At 68.1% G+C, this 17,816-nt stretch carries 14 protein-coding genes; 5 read left to right on the top strand and 9 right to left on the bottom strand.

The window, feature by feature from the left end; translation table 11 throughout:
• Window positions 1-54: 54 nt before the first annotated feature.
• The gene (locus tag GD429_RS18945; protein WP_152858913.1) at window positions 55-990 is read right to left on the bottom strand and encodes a LysR family transcriptional regulator; all 936 of its coding nucleotides are present in this window, start codon (window positions 988-990) and stop codon (window positions 55-57) included.
• Window positions 991-1,099: 109 nt separating this feature from the next.
• Between GD429_RS18945 and GD429_RS18940 the strand changes: the two genes are divergently transcribed.
• Window positions 1,100-2,620: a CoA-acylating methylmalonate-semialdehyde dehydrogenase gene (locus GD429_RS18940; RefSeq protein ID WP_152858911.1), complete on the top strand. Its 1,521-nt coding sequence runs from the start codon at window positions 1,100-1,102 to the stop codon at window positions 2,618-2,620.
• Window positions 2,621-2,677: 57 nt separating this feature from the next.
• On the opposite strand, the gene GD429_RS18935 is transcribed toward GD429_RS18940, so the two are convergent.
• The 8 genes from GD429_RS18935 to GD429_RS18900 all read right to left on the bottom strand — a co-directional run bounded on the left by GD429_RS18935 (window position 2,678) and on the right by GD429_RS18900 (window position 11,745).
• Window positions 2,678-3,562, bottom strand: coding sequence for a MurR/RpiR family transcriptional regulator (locus GD429_RS18935; RefSeq protein ID WP_152858909.1), 885 nt, complete (start codon window positions 3,560-3,562; stop codon window positions 2,678-2,680).
• Between the two features lie 289 nt (window positions 3,563-3,851).
• The gene (locus tag GD429_RS18930) at window positions 3,852-5,024 is read right to left on the bottom strand and encodes a Gfo/Idh/MocA family protein (RefSeq protein WP_152858907.1); all 1,173 of its coding nucleotides are present in this window, start codon (window positions 5,022-5,024) and stop codon (window positions 3,852-3,854) included.
• A gap of 60 nt (window positions 5,025-5,084) precedes the next feature.
• A complete protein-coding gene (locus GD429_RS18925; protein ID WP_152858905.1) occupies window positions 5,085-6,011 on the bottom strand; it encodes a TIM barrel protein in 927 nt (308 codons plus the stop codon).
• A gap of 62 nt (window positions 6,012-6,073) precedes the next feature.
• Window positions 6,074-7,087 carry a Gfo/Idh/MocA family oxidoreductase gene (locus GD429_RS18920; RefSeq protein WP_152858903.1) on the bottom strand — a complete coding sequence of 338 codons (1,014 nt, stop codon included), beginning with the start codon at window positions 7,085-7,087 and terminating at the stop codon, window positions 6,074-6,076.
• A gap of 60 nt (window positions 7,088-7,147) precedes the next feature.
• Window positions 7,148-8,059 carry a sugar phosphate isomerase/epimerase family protein gene (locus GD429_RS18915; RefSeq protein ID WP_152858901.1) on the bottom strand — a complete coding sequence of 304 codons (912 nt, stop codon included), beginning with the start codon at window positions 8,057-8,059 and terminating at the stop codon, window positions 7,148-7,150.
• A 43-nt stretch (window positions 8,060-8,102) separates the two neighbouring features.
• Window positions 8,103-9,128: an ABC transporter permease gene (locus GD429_RS18910; RefSeq protein WP_152858899.1), complete on the bottom strand. Its 1,026-nt coding sequence runs from the start codon at window positions 9,126-9,128 to the stop codon at window positions 8,103-8,105.
• A gap of 26 nt (window positions 9,129-9,154) precedes the next feature.
• Window positions 9,155-10,750 (bottom strand): sugar ABC transporter ATP-binding protein, encoded by a 1,596-nt coding sequence (locus tag GD429_RS18905; RefSeq protein WP_152858897.1) that lies wholly within the window; start codon window positions 10,748-10,750, stop codon window positions 9,155-9,157.
• A 68-nt stretch (window positions 10,751-10,818) separates the two neighbouring features.
• Window positions 10,819-11,745, bottom strand: a complete 927-nt coding sequence (locus tag GD429_RS18900; protein ID WP_152858895.1) for a sugar ABC transporter substrate-binding protein — start codon at window positions 11,743-11,745, stop codon at window positions 10,819-10,821.
• 306 nt (window positions 11,746-12,051) lie between these two features.
• On the opposite strand from GD429_RS18900, the gene GD429_RS18895 reads away from it, so the two are divergent.
• From GD429_RS18895 to iolB, 4 genes are all read left to right on the top strand, one after another.
• Complete coding sequence (locus GD429_RS18895; RefSeq protein WP_152858894.1) at window positions 12,052-14,007, top strand: bifunctional 5-dehydro-2-deoxygluconokinase/5-dehydro-2-deoxyphosphogluconate aldolase; 1,956 nt, start codon at window positions 12,052-12,054, stop codon at window positions 14,005-14,007.
• Between the two features lie 47 nt (window positions 14,008-14,054).
• Window positions 14,055-15,938 (top strand): 3D-(3,5/4)-trihydroxycyclohexane-1,2-dione acylhydrolase (decyclizing), encoded by a 1,884-nt coding sequence (gene iolD / locus GD429_RS18890; RefSeq protein ID WP_152858892.1) that lies wholly within the window; start codon window positions 14,055-14,057, stop codon window positions 15,936-15,938.
• A gap of 61 nt (window positions 15,939-15,999) precedes the next feature.
• The gene (iolE, locus tag GD429_RS18885; protein ID WP_152858890.1) at window positions 16,000-16,929 is read left to right on the top strand and encodes a myo-inosose-2 dehydratase; all 930 of its coding nucleotides are present in this window, start codon (window positions 16,000-16,002) and stop codon (window positions 16,927-16,929) included.
• Window positions 16,930-16,981: 52 nt separating this feature from the next.
• On the top strand, window positions 16,982-17,800 hold the full coding sequence (gene iolB, locus GD429_RS18880; protein ID WP_152858888.1) for a 5-deoxy-glucuronate isomerase: 819 nt from the start codon (window positions 16,982-16,984) through the stop codon (window positions 17,798-17,800).
• Window positions 17,801-17,816: the final 16 nt, after the last annotated feature.

The following is a 17,816-nucleotide window of genomic DNA, read 5'->3' as shown; positions in this document are numbered from 1 at the left end:
CTGCCCGCCCGGGCAGCCCGGGCAGCCCGCGGCCCGGCGCCGCGGGCGCCGGCGTCACGTGCCGGAGAAGCCGCCCGCGAGCCGTTCGCGCAGGTGCCGCACGAGCGCGCGCACCGCGCTCGGCACGACCGGGCTGTACGGGCGGATCGCGAAGATGTGATCGCCGAACGCGCCCGACGGCCGCCAGCCGTCGAGCAGCGCGACGAGCCGGCCGGCGTCGAGATCGCGCCGCGCGCTGAAATCCGGCAGCAGCGCGATGCCGAGCCCGCCGAGCGCGGCCTCGCGCATCGCCTCGCTGTTGTTCGCCGCGAAACAGCCGCGCACCGGCACGCTCACGCGCTGGCGGCGCCGGCCGTCCGGCTCGAAGCTCCATGCGGCCGGTTCGTTGTCGCGCAGGTAACACAGGCAGCTGTGGTCGACGAGTTCGCTCGGGTGCCGCGGCGCGCCGCGCGCGTCGAGGTAGTCGCGGCTCGCGACGAGCAGCGAGCGCGTGTCGCACAGCTTCCACGCGACGTGGGTCTGCGGCGCGGTGGTCGTATGGCGGATCGCGAGGTCGAAGCCTTCCTGCGTCAGCGAATGCAGCCGGTCCGACAGGTCGAGCTCGATGTGCACGCCCGGATGCTGCCGCAGGAAATCGGGCAGGTGCGGCACGACCTGCTGGCGCCCGAGCGCGACCGGCGCCGTCACGCGCAGCAGGCCGCGCGGCTCGCCGGCCAGGTCCTTCACGCGCGCGAAATGCTGCCCGATCGACTCGAACGCGTCGCGCGTGCTGTCGACGAGCGTCTGGCCCGCATCGGTGAGCCGCACGCTGCGCGTCGTGCGGCGCACGAGCGGCACGCCGGCCGCCTTTTCGAGATCGGCGATGCGCTGGCTCATCGCGGCCTTGCTGATGCCGAGCCGCTGCGCGGCGGCCGTGAAACTGCCGGCCGCGGCCAGTACCGTCAGCGAATGGATATGCGGCCAGAGCGCCTGGACATTTTGCTGATTCATCCGTCGATTATTCAGAATTCTGAACAGTGAATCAAGTTGCGCGGGCTTCTCCCGCCCTGCCGGTTTCCCTAGACTAGGTTCCGTTCCCCCCTCATCCCCAGGAGACACGATGAATCCGGTTCCCGCGTACACGTCCGACGCCGACGTCGGCCACTATGTCGACGGCGCAGCCATCGCCGGCCGCAGCGGCCGCTTCCAGGGCGTCCTCAACCCGGCGCTCGGCCGCGCGGTGCGCCGCGTGGCGCTCGCGGACACCAGCGAAGTGCAGCGGGCCGTCGCGTCCGCCCACGCCGTGTTCCCGGCCTGGGCCGAGACGCCGCCGATCCGCCGCGCGCGTGTGCTGCACCGCTTCCTGCAGCTGATGAACGAGCACCGCGACACGCTCGCGGCAATCATCACGGCCGAGCACGGCAAGGTGTTCTCCGACGCGCAGGGCGAAGTCGCGCGCGGCATCGACATCGTCGAATTCGCATGCGGCGTGCCGCAGCTGCTGAAGGGCGACTTCACCGACCAGGTCAGCACCGGCATCGACAACTGGACGATGCGCCAGCCGCTCGGCGTGGTCGCGGGCATCACGCCGTTCAACTTCCCGTGCATGGTGCCGTGCTGGATGTTCCCGGTCGCGCTCGCGACGGGCAACACGTTCGTGCTGAAGCCGAGCGAGCGCGACCCGTCGGCGGCGCTGTTCATCGCCGACCTGCTCACTCAGGCCGGGCTGCCGGCCGGCGTGTTCAACGTCGTGCAGGGCGACAAGGGCGCGGTCGACGCACTGCTCGACCATCCGGACGTGCAGGCCGTCAGCTTCGTCGGCTCGACGCCGATCGCGGCCTACGTGCAGCAGCGCGCGGTGCAGTCGGGCAAGCGCGTGCAGGCGCTCGGCGGCGCGAAGAACCATCTCGTCGTGATGCCCGATGCGAACATCGAGCAGGCGGTCGACGCGCTGATCGGCGCCGCGTACGGGTCGGCCGGCGAGCGCTGCATGGCGATCAGCATCGCGGTGCTGGTCGGCGACGTGGCCGACCGGATCGTGCCGGCGGTCGCCGAACGCGCGCGCAAGCTGGTGATCGGCGACGGCATGCAACCGGAAGTCGAGATGGGCCCGATCGTCACCGGCGAGGTGCTGAAGCGCATCGAAGGCTATATCGAGCAAGGCGTGAGCGAAGGCGCGCAACTGGTGGTCGACGGGCGCGGGCTGCGCGTGCCGGGCCGCGAGGCCGGCTTCTTCACCGGCGGCACGCTGTTCGACCACGTGACGCCCGACATGCGGATCTACAAGGAAGAAATCTTCGGGCCCGTGCTCGGCTGCGTGCGCGTGAAGGATTTCGGCGCAGCGGTCGACCTGATCAACGCGCACGAATTCGGCAACGGCGTGTCGTGCTTCACGAGCGACGGCGGCATCGCGCGCGAATTCGCGCGGCGCATCCAGGTCGGCATGGTCGGCATCAACGTGCCGATTCCGGTGCCGATGGCGTGGCACGGTTTCGGCGGCTGGAAGAAGAGCCTGTTCGGCGACATGCATGCGTACGGCGAGGAAGGCGTGCGCTTCTACACGCGCCAGAAGTCGGTGATGCAGCGCTGGTCGTCGAGCATCGGCAAGGGTGCCGAATTCGCGATGCCGACCGCGAAGTAAGCCCGCCGGTGCGCCGCCCGCCTGATCGATCGGCGGGCGGTGCGCCGGCAGAATGCGTCAGCCGGCCTTCTTGCCGTGCGCACCGTCGGCGGTCGGCAGGTACGACAGTTCGAGCCGGTACGCGAGCGCGACGAACAGGCTCTGCGCGAGGCCCATCGTGGCCGTCAGCGCACGGAACCCGAACGTCTCGCTGTCCTGCACCATCAGCGTCACCTCGGCCTCCCGCGCGAGCGGGCTCATCCGGCTGTCGGTGATCGCGATCAGGCGCGCGCCGCGCTGCACGGCCTGCTGCGCGACCTGCACGGTCTCGTCCGCGTACGGCATGAACGAAATGACGATCATCACGTCGCCGTTGCGCACCGACCGGATCTGCCCGAGATGCATGCTGCCGAGCGCGCTGAACAGCCCGATGCGCTTGTCGGTGTGCTGCAGCGCATAGTCGAGATACACGGCGATCGGAAACGCGCGCCGCGAGCCGGCGATCCAGATCGCCTGCGTGTCGGCGAGCAGCTCGACGGCCTGCGCGAGCGCCTGCGGGTCGAGCGTCTGCCGCAGTTGCTGCATCCCGGCAATGCTGCCCTTGATGAATTCGTCGGCGATCTGCTCGGGCTGCAGGCTCGACGAGCCCGATTCGATCACGTCGCGCAGCCGCAGGTTGTATGCGCGCCCCGGCGCGATCTGCTGCGCGAGCCCTTCGCGGAACAACCGCTGCATCTCGGAGAAACCGGAGAAGCCGAAATGCTTCGCGAAGCGCACGACGGCAGACGGCTGCACGCCGCACGCTTCCGCGAGCGACTGGATGCCTTCCAGGCCCAGCTGGTCCCGATGCGTTTCCACGTGGCGCGCAATGACCTTCAAGCGATTGCTGAGGCCGTCGTATTCCTGCGTCAGGTGCTGCAGGAACTGCTCGACGGTGGCGGGAGGTTTCTCGGATGAACTCATCGGATGGCGCGAAGTTGACGGCCCCGGTGCGCGCGCGATGCTGACGGACGCGGCCCGAGGCTCACCTGGATACATGCATGAAGGGCGAATTTAATCACGTTTGCGGCACGGCCCGCGCCGCGCGTTTCGCTCCCACGCGCTCGATCATCACCTGCACACGCTCCACGGCAAGACTGGAAACGATTGTCCAACGCTCTCGCGGCGTCGTAAAGATTAGGGTGTCTACCGAGGCCGACGGCCGGTGCGTTGCGGAACACAGCGCACCGACAGCCGGCTCGTCGTGCCCTGCTCAACGATAATCGACCCACACGCCGCCCGCGTCGGCGGAACGCACGCAGTTCTCGACCCATCGGACGCCTTCGACGCCCGCGTGAACGTCCGGAAAGCGGATGTCCTTCAGCGCCGCGGCGTCGCCGCGATCGGCCGCATCCATCGCGAGCGCGAAGCGCGCATAGAGATTCGACCAGGCCTCGAACAACCCTTCCGGATGCCCGGCGCCGATGCGATCCTCGCGCAACGCATTCGGATGCAGGTAGCCCATCCCGCGATCGAGCACCTGCGCGGGTTGCCCCTGCACTTCATAGCGCAACTGGTTCGGATGCTCGTCCCACCATTCGACGCTCGCCTTCGAACCGATCACGCGCACCTTCTGGCCGTGCATCGAACCCGCGTTGACCGCGCTCGACCATACGTAGCCGATCGCGCCCGTGTCGTATTCCATGATCGTGAACGCGTTGTCCTCCAGCGGCGCGCGGCTCTTCACGAAGCTCTGCCGCGAACACATCAGCCGCCGGATCTTCAGCTCCGGCGCCATCACCTCGGAGATGTACAGCGGATGCGTGCCGATATCGCCAAGCACGTAGCTCGGGCCCGCGAACTTCGGGTCGACGCGCCAGCGCGCGGCCGCGCTCGCGGCCTCGACGCCTTCGCTGTGGAAGCCGTGCGCGAACTGCATCTGCACGATGCGGATCTCGCCGAGATCGCCGCGCGCGATCATCTCGCGCGCCTGTTCGATCATCTGGTGACCCGAATAGCCGTATGCGACGCCGACGATCCGGTTTTTCTCGACCGACAGCCGCTGCAGCGTCCCGGCCTCGTCGGTCGTGAAGCACAGCGGCTTCTCGCAGACCACGTGCAGCCCCGCATTCAGCGCGGCGCGGCAGATCTCGAAGTGCGTGTTGTTCGGCGTCGTGATCGACACCGCGCGAATGCCGTCCGGGCGACGCGCCTCGGCGTCGAACATCGTCGCGTAGTCGGGATAACAACGCTCGGCGGCGACGCCGAGCTTCACGCCGAACTGGCGGCCGCGCTCGGGATCGATGTCGAATGCGCCGGCGACCAGATCGAAACTGCCGTCGCGCAACGCGGCCGACCGGTGGCTGTAGCCGATCTGGCTGCCGAGCCCGCCGCCGACCATGCCCCAGCGAATCGAGTGTCCAAGCAGAATCTGTCCGTCAATCATGATGGTGGTGTTCCTGGTCCGTGTTCGGGGTTTCGGTGGTTCAGGTGTTCATGCGAATGTTCATGCGAAGCCGGCCGACGCGAGAAACGCGCGGCTCGCGGCGACGTCGCGCAGGCTCGTGCCCGCATTGCGCGGGTCGCGTTCCTGCTCGATCGTGATGTAGCCCGCGTAGCCGATGTCGTCGAGCGCGTGCCGGATCGACCGGTAGTCGAGCACGCCGGTGCCGATCGGGCACATCACACCGCGCGCGCATGCAGCGAAGAACGCGATGTGCTCGCCCATCACCGCGTCGTACACGGCCCTGTCGATATCCTTGAAATGCACGTAGTCGAGACGCGCCGCATGGCGGCGCAGCCAGGCTTCCGGGTCCATGCCCGAGTAGTACAGGTGGCCCGTATCGAGACAGAGGCCGACCGTATCGGCCGGAAGATCGGCGACGATCCGGTCGATCTCGTCCGCGAACTCGATGTAGCCGCCCGCATGCGGATGGATCACCGCGCGCACGCCGAACTCGTCGCGCGCGATCGTCGCGATCTGCCGGATGTGCTCGACCATCCGCGCCCAGCGTTCGCCGGACAACCGTGGCGCGCGATCGGCGTGGCCGGCCGCGTAATCGCGCTCTTCGTGCCCCCAGTCCATCACGACCAGGTACGGTGCCGCGTAGCGCTGCCCGTCCTGCGTCGGCAGCTTCGGCAGCCGCGTGATCAGTGCGCAGATCTCGCGCGTCTGGCGCAGCAGGTTCGGCAGGTTCTCCGGCGACACGAGATCGTCGAAGATCGTGCCGGCGGTGATGCTCAGGCGCTGCCGCTCGAGCTCCGCGCTAACCACGTCGAGTTCGAGCGGGATATAGCCGTACGGCCCGAGCTCGATGCCTGAGTAGCCGGCCTGCGCGGCCTCGGCGAGCACGTGCCGCCACGGCGGCAGGTGCGGGTTCTTCACGTCGTCGACGCCCCAGCAGCAGGGCGCGCAACCAATCTTCATCGTCATGTCGGTCAGTCCGGCAGGAAAGCGGCGCACGGCCGCACGAGTCGTCGCGACGCGGCCACGATTCAGCCGCGATAGAACGTGGGGCGTTCGGCCATTGCGATCGGTTCGACCGCGCCGCTCTGTTGCGCCCGCACGCACGCGTCGGCAGCAACCGCCGCCGCGTAGCCGTCCCAGGCCGACGGGCCCGTCAGCGCACCCTGCCGCACGCCGTCGATGAACGCCTGCAGCTCGACGTCGTACGACGCGATGAAGCGCTCCTTCCAGTCGGTCATGATGTCGACAGATTGCCGCGCTGCGCGCTTGAGCCCCACGGCCGGCGGATCCGGCAGCTTCGCGATGCCCTGCTCGCCGACCACCTCGCACTGGATGTCGTAGCCGTACTGGCAGTTCACGAAAATCTCGACGTCGATGCGCACGCCGCTCGCGGTTTCCAGCAGCACGATCTGCGGATCGGCGAGATGCGCGGACGCATGGCGCGTCTTCTTCGGATAAACGACCTGCGCGCTCGCGTAATCCTCGCCGAGCAGCCAGCGCAGCACGTCGAGCTCGTGGATCAGCGTGTCGGTGATCGCCATGTCGGTCGTGTAGCGCTCGCCGACCGACTGGTTGCGGTGCGCGCAATGCAGCATCAGCGGCGCGCCGATCTCGCCGCTGTCGATCACGCGCTTCAGCGCGCGATAACCTTCGTCGTACGGCCGCATGAAGCCGACCTGCACGAGCCGCTTGCCGTGCGCGACTTCCGCTTCGACGATCCGCATGCAGCCGTCGGCCGTCACGGCGAGCGGCTTCTCGCAGAACACGGGCTTGCCGTGCGCGATCGCGTCGAGCACGAACGCTTCGTGCGTCGGCCCCCACGACGTGACGAGCACGGCCTGCACGTCGGCGGCCGCGACCACTTCATGGCCGTCGCCGTAGATTTCGGCATCGAGCCCGTATTTCGTCACCGCATCGCGCGCCTGCTGCGGATCGATGTCGTTGACGGCCACGACGCGCGCGCCGGACAGCGTACGCGTCAATCTGCGGATATGGTCCTGGCCGATCGCGCCGCAGCCGATCACGCCGATTTGCAAGGTCATCTGGGAGTCTCCAGTCGTTCATCAGCGGCGCGGCCCGTGGCCGCGCCGGTCAGTAATCGTTCAGCGCATCGTGCGATCGAAATGACGATCGACGTAGCGCTGGATCGCGTCGCGCATGTAGCGCGACGATGCTTCGGCGCGGTCCTCCCACGCGAACACGCACGACGACATCACGCCGTCGAAGCCCGCTGTACCGAGCGCACGGAAAAACACGTCCCAGTCGATCTCGCCCTGCCCGATGTCGAGATGCTGGTGCACGCGGATCTGGTTCGAGCCCGGCGGGTTCACGATGTAGCGCAGCTGGCTGCTCTTGCGGTGGTCGAAGGTGTCGGCCACGCGCACGTGCGCGAGGATCGGTGCGGCCTGCGCGATCATCGCGGCCATGTCGTCGCCGTAATAGAACGTGTGCGGCGCGATATACGACAGCTTCAGCGACGGCGAGCCGAGGTTCGTGACGATGTCGATCGCGGGCTGCAGCTGCTCGATCCAGTCCTCCGGATGCGGCTCGACCGACAGCACGATGCCCTCGCGTTCGAGAATCGGCAGCAGCTCGTCCATCGAACGGAACCACGCGGCTTCGCACAGCTCCTTCGGGTTCGCGCCCGGCCGCTCGCCGACCGAGCGCTCCGGCGACGCGCCGCGCCCGAACTCGGACACCATCAGCGCGCACTCCATCTCGACCGCGACCTCGATCGCCTTCTTCCAGCAGCGCACGGCCCATAGCCGCTCGTCCTCGAACGGGCTCGCCCAGCGGTACATCGGCTGCAGCGACGCGAGGCCGACGCCGCTTGCGCGCATCGCCTGGCGAAACGCGGCCATGCGTTCGCGCGTCGCGCGCGGCATCACCCACCAGTCGAGGAAATCGCTGCGCGGCGACAGCTCGATCTGGTCGTAGCCGAGTTCGGCCACCGCATGCGGCAGCCGGTCCAGCGGCAGGTGGCGAATCATGTAGGGGTCCAGTGCGATCTTCATCAGGCATCCTTGTCGATATCGGATTCCGGTCGGACAGGCCGGGTCAGCGACGCTTCTTCTTGTTGCGATACTGGTCGGCGATCACGGCCGCGACGATGATCGCGCCCTTGACCATCTCCTGGTAATACGCGTCGATGCGGATGAACGTGAAGCCCGACGTCATCACGCCGAGGATCAGCACGCCGATCACGGTGCCCGTCACGCGGCCGAGGCCGCCCGACAGCGACGTGCCGCCGATCACGACCGCGGCGATCGCGTCGAGCTCGTACATCACGCCCATGCCCGACTGGCCCGAGATCGCGCGCGCGGCCGTCACGGTGCCGGCGATCCCGCTCAGCAGGCCCGCGATCGCATAGACGAACACCAGGTGGCGCGTGACGTTGATGCCCGACACGACGGCCGCGTGGCGGTTCGCGCCGATCGCATAGGTGTACTTGCCGAAGCGCGTGTAGCGCAGCACGACGTGGAAGATCGCGGCGATCACGAGAAAGATGATCACCGGATTGGCGCCTGCGCCGATGGCCGCGAACTGGTCGGTCAGCATCGACACGGGCATGCCGTTGGTGAACCACTTCGCGAACCCGCGGGCGGCGACCATCGTGCCGAGCGTCGCGATGAACGGCGGAATGCCCGTCATCGCGATCAGCGAGCCGTTCAGCAGGCCGACCAGCAGCCCGACGCACACGCCGGCCAGCACCGGCCAGACGATCGGCAGGTCGGTCAGGTGCGGGAACACCGCGCGCGGAAAGTCGGACACCTGCGCGAGGCTCGCCGACACGACGGCGGCCGCCGCCACGACCGACCCCGACGACAGGTCGATCCCGCTGGTGATGATCACGAGGTTCACGCCGACCGCGATGATGCCGATCACGGCCATCTGCAGCACGATGATCTCGAGCCGCTCGGCGTTGAACAGGAAGCTCTGGCCGACGACGATCCAGCCGACGATCTCGAAGAACAGGCTGATGCCGACCAGCACGAGAAAGATGCTCAGCTCCGGCGGCCACTTCGTGTGCCGCGACTTGATTGTCATGGTCTGCGCGTCCGCGACCGGGTTCAGGTTGCCCATTTCTTTGTCTCCAATCTTGTTTCGGCTCAACGCGACGCGAGATCCATGATGCGGACCTGGTCGGCGTCCTTGCGTTCGACGATGCCGGTCATGCGCCCTTCGTGCATCACCATCACGCGGTCGCTCATCCCCAGCACCTCCGGCATCTCCGACGAGATCATCAGCACCGCGACGCCCTTGCCGGCGAGCGCGCTGACGAGCCGGTGGATCTCGGCCTTCGCGCCGACGTCGATGCCGCGCGTCGGTTCGTCGAGGATCAGGATGCGCGGCTGCGTGAGCAGCCAGCGGCCGATCAGCACCTTCTGCTGGTTGCCGCCCGACAGGTTCTGGATCTCCTCGTGCAGGCCGGGCGATTTCACGCGCAGCATCCGGCTCATTTCCTCGCAGTCTCGCTTCAACTGCGCCTGCTGCACGAAATTGAACTTCACGTAGCGGTTGCTGAGCACCGCCGCTTCCATGTTCGCGAGCAGGTCGAGATTCAGGAAGCAGCCGCTGTCCTTGCGGTCCTCGGTCAGGAACGCCATCCCGTGCTTCATCGCCTGCGCGGGCGTCGCGATCCGCACCGGCTTGCCGTCGATCCGGATCTCGCCCGACGTGGCCGGCACGACGCCGAACAGCGCCTCAGCGACGTTCGAGCGCCCCGAGCCGACCAGGCCCGCGACACCGAGAATTTCTCCTGCACGCAGCTCGAAGCTCACGTCGCGGAACACGCCGTCGACGGCGAGGTTCTTCACCGACAGCACGACGTCGCCGATCGGCACCTCTTCCTTCGGGAACATCTGCGTGATCTCGCGCCCGACCATCATGCGGATGATGTCGTCGCGCGTGACGTCGCTCGACGCATGCGTGCCGATGTACTTGCCGTCGCGGAACACCGAGAACTCGTCGGCGATCTCGAACAGCTCGTTCATCTTGTGCGTGATGTAGACGATGCCCTTGCCCTGCTCGCGCAGTTGGCGAATGATCCGGAACAGGTGCGTGACTTCCTTGTCGGTCAGCGCCGACGTCGGCTCGTCCATGATCAGCACGTCCGAGTCGAACGACACGGCCTTCGCGATCTCGACCATCTGCCGGCTCGCGACCGTCAGCGTGCGCACGTCGGTTTCCGGATCGATGTCGATCGACAGCCGCTCGAACAGCGCGGCCGTGCGGCGGCGCAGCTCCGCATGGTCGATCAGGCCGAAGCGGTTCTTCGGTTCGCGGCGGATCCAGATGTTCTCCGCGACCGTCATGTACGGCATCAGGTTGAGTTCCTGGTGGATCATCGCGATCCCGCGGTCGAGCGCATCGAGCGGGCCGTTCAGCACGACGGGTTCGCCGTTGATCAGGATCTCGCCCTGATCGGGCGTGTAGACGCCCGCGATGATCTTCATCAGCGTCGACTTGCCCGCGCCGTTCTCGCCCATCAGCGCATGGACGGTGCCGCGGCGCACGCGGAACTGCACGCCGTCGAGCGCGACGACGCCGGGAAAGGACTTGCCGACGCCGCGCACCTCGAGCACGCAGTCGGCCGCGGCAGAAGCCGGCGAACCGGACGATCCGGATGCGCCGGGCGACCCTCCGGATGAAGCGGCCGGCGCGTCGACGCCGGCCATCGGGCGCGCGATCCTGGCTGTAAACATGGACGTTCCTCGACAATTCGCGCGCGAACCCGGCCAGGCCGGGCCCGCGCAGTTCAACGGATCGCCGCTCAGTGCTTGGCGTACTGGTTCATGTTCTCGGGCGTCACGAGCTCGAACGGCACGTTCACGAAGCGGTCGACGGGCTGCTTCTTCGCGAGCTTCAGCGCGGCGGCAACCGACTGCGCGCCCTGCCCGGCCGCGTTCTGGTACACGGACACCTTCAGCTCGCCGCTCTTCATCGCCGCCAGGCCGTCCGGCGTCGCGTCGATGCCGGCGACGACGGTTTTCGGCGTCAACTTGCGCGCGGCCTTCAGCGCGTTGATCGCGCCGATCGCCATTTCGTCGTTGTTCGACACGATCGCGTCGAACTTGGTCCCGGAGCTCAGCCAGTTCATCGTGATGTCCTGGCCCTGCGTGCGGCTCCACTTGCCTTCGCGCTTGTCGACGATCTTCATGCCCGAGCAGTCCTTCGTCGCGATCACGTCCTCGATGTCCTTGGTGCGGGCGCGCGCCGATTCGTTGGACAGCTCGCCCATCAGCACAAGGAGGTCGCCCTTGCCGCCGAGCAGCTTGCACACCTGGCGCGCCTGCAGCGTGCCCGACTGCTTCTCGTCGGACGCGACGACCGCGACGCCGGCCGGCAGCTTGTCGAAATCGACCGGCTTGCGGTTCACGTAGACGAGCGGGATCTTCGCCGCCGTCGCCATCTTCGTGATCTTCGGCGTCGCGTCGGTATCGACCGCGTTCACGATGATCGCGTCGACCTTCTGCGCGATCATGTTCTGAACCTGGCTCAACTGCTTGCCGACGTCGTTGCCGCCGTCCTCGATCTGCACCGTCGCACCGTCCTTCTTCGCTGCGTCGGTGATGCTGTTGCGCAGGATCGTCAGGAACGTGTCGTCGAACGACGCCATCGTCACGCCGATCTTCTCGGCGTGCGCGAGCGGCGCAGCCAGGATCGCGGCGGCCGCGACGGCCATCAGCTTGGTCTTCATGATCACTCTGTCTCCTCATCTCCGGGGGGCGGAAGACGGCACGTTGCGCGCCGCCGGGCCGAGTCCGATACGGACTGAAGCATCCGGATGAAACTGTAGATCACTTCCTCGAAAATTTGGAAATTTATTTCTACGTGATTTCACCTAGGGAACTGTATTTCCAAAAAGTCTAGACTGCGTCCGTAGCCCGATTCCTTGCGGCAGGCAGCCTCGCGTCGTGCAGCGCACGTCGCGGACCGCCGCCGGAGGATCGGTCCCCTAAACTGCCGGCAGCGCCGAACGCCGGCCGCGAGCGTGATACGTGATATGAGCCTGCTGAACTTTCCGAGTGACCGCCCCATCGATCTCGCCTGCCTCGGCCGCGTGGCCGTGGATCTCTATGCGCAGCAGTACGGCAGCCGCCTGGAGGACGCGCGCAGCTTCCAGATGTATCTCGGCGGCTCGTCGGGCAACGTCGCGTTCGGCGTCGCCCGGCTCGGGCTGAAGACCGCGATGATCTCGCGCGTCGGCGACGAGCAGATGGGCCGCTTCCTGCGCGAGACGCTCGAGCGCGAAGGCTGCGACACGAGCCAGCTGCAGACCGACCGCGAGCGCCTCACCGCGCTGGTGCTGCTCGGGCTGAAGGATCGCGACACGTTCCCGCTGCTGTTCGTGCGCGAGAACTGCGCGGACATGGCCGTGCGCGCCGACGAGATCCGCGAGGACTTCATCGCCGGCTGCCGCGCGCTCGCGATCACCGGCACGCATCTTTCCACGCCGGCCACGCGCGAAACGTCGCTGACCGCGCTCGGCTACGCGCGCCGCCACGGCGTCGTGCGGATTCTCGATATCGACTACCGGCCCGTGCTGTGGGGGCTGACCGCGCGCGGCGCGGGCGAGAACCGCTACGTGCCCGACGCGCAGGTGACGCGGCAGTTGCAGCAGGTGCTCGGCGAATTCGACCTGCTGGTCGGCACCGAGGAGGAATTCCTGATCGCGGGCGGCGTGCCGCACGACCTGATCGGTTCGTTGCAGGCGGTGCGCGGGATCACGAACGCCACGCTGGTCGTCAAGCGCGGCGCGCTCGGCTGCTGCGTGATCGAAGGCGACATCCCCGCGCGGATCGACGATGCGCCGACCTTCCTCGGCGAACGCGTCGAGGTACTCAACGTGCTCGGCGCGGGCGATGCGTTCCTGTCGGGCCTGCTGTCCGGGCTGCTGCGCGGCCGCGACTGGGCCGAAGCGACGCGCATCGCGAACGCATGCGGCGCGATCGTCGTGTCGCGCCACGCGTGCTCGGCCGCGATGCCGACGCCGGCCGAACTCGCGCACTGGTTCGACGGCAGCCGCAATCCCGTGGTCGACGCGGACCGCACGCTCGCGCACCTGCATCGCGTCACGGTGCCGCGCCGCGAATGGGACGACCTGTGCGTGATGGCGTTCGACCATCGCAGCCAGTTCTACGAACTCGCGGTGCAGGCCGGCGCGGACGAGGCGCGAATCAAGACGCTGAAGCGCCTGCTCGTGCGCGCGGCCGAACAGGTCGAGCGCGATCGTCATATCGAAGGCCATGTCGGCGTGCTGATCGACGGCGGCGCGTACGGCAGCGACGCGCTCGCGTCGGCCACCGGGCGCGGCTGGTGGGTCGGCCGCCCGGTCGAGCTGCCGGGCTCGCGGCCGCTGCGCTTCGACGAGACGCGCTCGGTCGGCTCGTCGCTTACGCACTGGCCGACCGAGCAGGTCGTGAAGTGCCTCGTTCACTACCACCCCGACGACGACGTCGACCTGCGCGTCGAGCAGGAGCAGCGCGTGCTGGAGCTGTGGGAAGCCACGCGCGCCAGCGGCAACGAGCTGTTGCTGGAAGTCATTCCGCCGCGCGCGGTCACGCCGGCCGGCACCGAGGACGATGCGGTGCTGCGCGCGGTCGCGCGCTTCTACAACCTCGGCGTGATGCCCGAATGGTGGAAGCTCACGCCGCTGAGCGCCGACGGCTGGGCGCGGCTCGCCGCGCTGATCGCCGAGCGCGACCCGCACTGCCGCGGCGCGGTGATCCTCGGGCTGAACCAGCCGCTGCAATACCTCGTCGACAGCTTCCGCTCGGCGACCAACCCGATCGTCAAGGGCTTCATGGTCGGGCGCACGCTGTGGGCCGATGCGTCGCTGAACTGGCTCGCCGGCCGCATCGACGACCAGGCGCTGATCGACGAAGTCGCCGGCAACTTCGCGCAACTCGTGGACGCGTGGCTCGGCCGCCGGGGCGCCGCGCGCGCCGCCGCGGCCTGATACGCGTGCCCGTCATGACCGATCCAATCCTTCTTCACCGACCGACGATGACCCCTACCGTGAGACTGACCGTCAGCCAGGCGCTCGTGCGCTACCTGGCCGCCCTGCGCGCCGAAGTCGTCCAGCCCGACGGCCGCACCGAGATCCTGCCGTACTGCGGCGGCGTGTTCGCGATCTTCGGCCACGGCAACGTGGCCGGGCTCGGCGAAGCATTGCACGCCGAGAAAGACCGGCTGCCGACGTTCCGCGCGCATAACGAGCAAGGGATGGCCAACGCGGCCGTCGCATTCGCGAAAGCGAATTTCCGCCAGCGGATGATGGCCGCGACGTCGAGCATCGGCCCCGGCGCGACCAACATGCTGACGTCGGCCGCACTCGCGCACGTCGGCCGGCTGCCGCTGTTGCTGCTGCCCGGCGACGTGTTCGTGTCGCGGCTGCCCGACCCCGTGCTGCAGCAGGTCGAGGATTTCGAACAGGGCGACGTCAGCGCGAACGACTGCTTCCGCCCCGTCACGCGCTACTTCGACCGGATCACGTCGCCCGAGCAGTTGCTCGTCGCACTGCCGCGCGCGATCCAGGTGATGACCGACCCCGCGCAATGCGGCCCCGTGTGTCTCGCGCTGCCGCAGGACGTGCAGACCTTCGCGTACGACTGGCCCGAGGATTTCTTCGCGCCGCCGGTGATCCGGATGCGCCGGCCGCCGGCCGACCCGCTCGAACTCGCCGATGCGCTCGACGTGCTGAAGGCCGCGAAGAAACCGCTGATCGTCGCCGGCGGCGGCGTGCTGTACAGCCAGGCGTGGGACGCGCTGCGCGCGTTCGCCGACACGCACGGCGTGCCGGTCGCCGAATCGCAGGCCGGCAAGGGCAGCCTCGCGTGGGATCACCCGCTGAACCTCGGCTCGATCGGCGTGACGGGCTCGCCCGCCGCGAACCGCGCGGCCGCGCAGGCCGACGTCGTGCTCGCGGTCGGCACGCGGCTGCAGGATTTCACGACCGGCTCGCATGCGCTTTACGGCGATGCAACGCTGCTGAGCCTGAACGTGGCGCCGTTCGACGCGGGCAAGAAACGCGGCCGGCAACTGGTCGCCGATGCGCGCACGGGCCTCGCCCAGTTGTCGGCCGCGCTGGCCGGCTGGCGCGCCGACGCGGCATGGACGACCGCCAACCGCGACCAGGCCGCCGCGTGGAACGCGCGCGTGGCCGAGCTGACGACGCGCGTGCCGAAGGACACGCTGCCGTACGACGCGGAAGTGATCGGCGCGGTGCGCGATTCCGCGGCCGACGCGGGGTGCGACAGCGCGCGCGACGACCTCGTGGTATGCGCGGCCGGCACGCTGCCGGCCGAGCTGCACAAGCTGTGGCGCAGCGGCGTGCCGGGCAACTACCACATGGACTATGCGTACTCGTGCATGGGTTACGAAGTCGCGGGCGGCCTCGGCGCGAAGCTCGCGCGGCCCGAACGCGAAGTGATCGTGATCGTCGGCGACGGCTCGTACATGATGCTCAACGCCGAGCTCGCCACTTCCGTGATGCTCGGCCGCAAGCTGATCGTCGTGATCCTCGACAACCGCGGCTACGGCTGCATCGAGCGGCTGCAGCTGAATTGCGGCGGCGCGAGCTTCAACAACATGCTCGACGACTGCGTGCCGGAAGGCGGCGCGCGCTCGACGATCGACTTCGCGATGCATGCGCGTGCGATGGGCGCCGACGCGGTGCACGTGCGCGACGTCGGCGAGCTGCGCAGCGAAATGAAGCGCGCTCGCGCGGCGAAGACGAGCCAGGTGCTCGTGATCGACACCACGCACAAGCGCACGACCGACGACGGCGGCGCGTGGTGGGAAGTCGCGGTGCCGCAGGTATCCGAGCGTGCCGGTGTCGAAGAAGCGCACCGCGCGTATCTCGACGCAAAGACCCGGCAGCGGCGCTGACGCCGCGCGCTGCCCACGAACCCGCCCCGCGAAAAACACATTCGAACCAAGGAAGCACGTCATGAGCTGGAAAGTCCGCATCGGTATCAATCCCCTGTCGTGGATGAACGACGACCTGCCGTCGCTCGGCGGCGAGACGCCGCTCGAAACGGCGCTGAAGGAAGGCGCCGAAATCGGCTACGCGGGCTTCGAGCTCGGCAACAAGTTTCCGAAGACGGGCCCCGAGCTGAAGGCGAAGCTCGCCGAGTTCGGGCTCGTGTGCGTATCGGGCTGGTATTCGGGCTTCCTCGCGGAAGTCGAACCGGGCATGAGCGACGCCGATGCCGTCGCCGCGGAAATCGAGCGCTGCCGCGCGCACATGACGAAGCTGCAGTACAACGACGTGAAGGTGGTCGTGTACGGCGAATGCGCGGGCACGATCCAGGGCAGCATCGACACGCCGGTCGCGAAGCGGCCGCGCTTCGTCGACGACGCAGCCTGGCAGCGCTACGCGGCGCGGCTCGACGCATTCGGCGCGCACCTGCTCGACACGTACGGGATCAAGCTCGCCTACCATCACCACATGGGCGCGTACGTCGAGTCGCCCGACGACGTCGACCGGCTGATGGCGCTGACCGATCCGGCCAAGGTGTTCCTGCTGTTCGACACCGGCCACGCGTATTTCGGCGGCGCGGCCGACCCGGTGACGCTGCTGAAGAAGCACGTGTCGCGCGTGGTCCACGTGCATTGCAAGGACGTGCGGGCGCAGGTCGTCACGCAGGCGCGCAACGACGGCTGGAGCTTCCTGAACGGCGTGATCAACGGCACCTTCACGGTGCCCGGCGACGGCGCGCTCGACTACGACGCGACGCTGCGCACGCTGAAGGACGCCGGCTATGAAGGCTGGCTCGTCGTCGAGGCCGAGCAGGATCCGGCCGTCGCGCCGAGCTACGCGTATGCGAAGAAGGGCTATGAATCGCTGCGCGCGATCGTCGACCGGTTGAGCGCGTGAGCAAGCAAGTGCCCGAACGCTTGAGCCCCACTCTATTGCGGAGCCCCACCCCATGACGATTTCTCCCCTGCTGGTCAAGGCATCTGCCGACCGCGAAATCTGCAATGTCACGCCCGAGTCGGCCGGCTGGAAGCATGTCGGTTTTCGCGCGCTGCGCCTGAAGGCCGGCGACACCGAAACGCTCGACACCGGCGCGCGCGAGCTGTGCGTCGTCGTGCTCACCGGCACGGTGCGCGCGGACGTCGACGGCGAAACCTACGATGCGCTCGGCAAGCGCGACAGCGTATTCGAAGACGTGTCGCCGGACGCGCTGTACGTGCCGGGCGGCAAGACGGTCACGCTGGTCGCGACGCGCGATGCGGAAATCGCGCTGTGCACCGCGCCGTACGCGAGCGGCGACAAGCCGGTGCGGCGCCTCGACGGCGAACGGATGCGCCGTTCGGTGCGCGGGCAAGGCACCAACACGCGCTACGTGTGCGACATCCTGATGGGCGACAACCCGGCGGCCGAGCGGCTGCTGGTCGTCGAGGTCGTCACGCCGGCCAGCCATTCGAGCAGCTATCCGCCGCACAAGCACGATCGCGACGCGGCACCCGACGAGACCTCGCTCGAGGAAACGTATTACCACCGGATCGACCCGCCGCAGGGCTTCGCGTTCCAACGCGTGTACACGGACGACCGCAGCCTCGACGAAGCATGCGCGGTCGAGAACCACGACGTCGTGATGGTGCCGCGCGGCTATCACCCGGTCGTCGCGCCGCACGGCTACAACCTGTACTACCTGAACGTGATGGCCGGGCCGAGCCGCGCGTGGGCGTTCAAGAACGATCCCGCGCACGAGTGGATGCTCGACGCGGCGCCGAAGCGCTGAACGAACGACGGGCAAG

This window comes from Burkholderia sp. BE17 (assembly GCF_009362305.1).
In the GTDB taxonomy this organism is placed as follows: Bacteria; Pseudomonadota; Gammaproteobacteria; order Burkholderiales; family Burkholderiaceae; genus Burkholderia; species Burkholderia pyrrocinia_C.
This window is presented reverse-complemented; position numbering and strand designations above follow the sequence as displayed.

Excerpts from the sequence above, each read along its gene's own strand:
- GD429_RS18945 (WP_152858913.1), bottom strand. The coding sequence starts at position 990 with ATGAATCAGCAAAATGTCCAGGCGCTCTGGCCGCATATCCATTCGCTG.
- GD429_RS18940 (WP_152858911.1), top strand. The coding sequence starts at position 1,100 with ATGAATCCGGTTCCCGCGTACACGTCCGACGCCGACGTCGGCCACTAT.
- GD429_RS18935 (WP_152858909.1), bottom strand. The coding sequence starts at position 3,562 with ATGAGTTCATCCGAGAAACCTCCCGCCACCGTCGAGCAGTTCCTGCAG.
- GD429_RS18930 (WP_152858907.1), bottom strand. The coding sequence starts at position 5,024 with ATGATTGACGGACAGATTCTGCTTGGACACTCGATTCGCTGGGGCATG.
- GD429_RS18925 (WP_152858905.1), bottom strand. The coding sequence starts at position 6,011 with ATGACGATGAAGATTGGTTGCGCGCCCTGCTGCTGGGGCGTCGACGAC.
- GD429_RS18920 (WP_152858903.1), bottom strand. The coding sequence starts at position 7,087 with ATGACCTTGCAAATCGGCGTGATCGGCTGCGGCGCGATCGGCCAGGAC.
- GD429_RS18915 (WP_152858901.1), bottom strand. The coding sequence starts at position 8,059 with ATGAAGATCGCACTGGACCCCTACATGATTCGCCACCTGCCGCTGGAC.
- GD429_RS18910 (WP_152858899.1), bottom strand. The coding sequence starts at position 9,128 with ATGGGCAACCTGAACCCGGTCGCGGACGCGCAGACCATGACAATCAAG.
- GD429_RS18905 (WP_152858897.1), bottom strand. The coding sequence starts at position 10,750 with ATGTTTACAGCCAGGATCGCGCGCCCGATGGCCGGCGTCGACGCGCCG.
- GD429_RS18900 (WP_152858895.1), bottom strand. The coding sequence starts at position 11,745 with ATGAAGACCAAGCTGATGGCCGTCGCGGCCGCCGCGATCCTGGCTGCG.
- GD429_RS18895 (WP_152858894.1), top strand. The coding sequence starts at position 12,052 with ATGAGCCTGCTGAACTTTCCGAGTGACCGCCCCATCGATCTCGCCTGC.
- iolD (WP_152858892.1), top strand. The coding sequence starts at position 14,055 with ATGACCCCTACCGTGAGACTGACCGTCAGCCAGGCGCTCGTGCGCTAC.
- iolE (WP_152858890.1), top strand. The coding sequence starts at position 16,000 with ATGAGCTGGAAAGTCCGCATCGGTATCAATCCCCTGTCGTGGATGAAC.
- iolB (WP_152858888.1), top strand. The coding sequence starts at position 16,982 with ATGACGATTTCTCCCCTGCTGGTCAAGGCATCTGCCGACCGCGAAATC.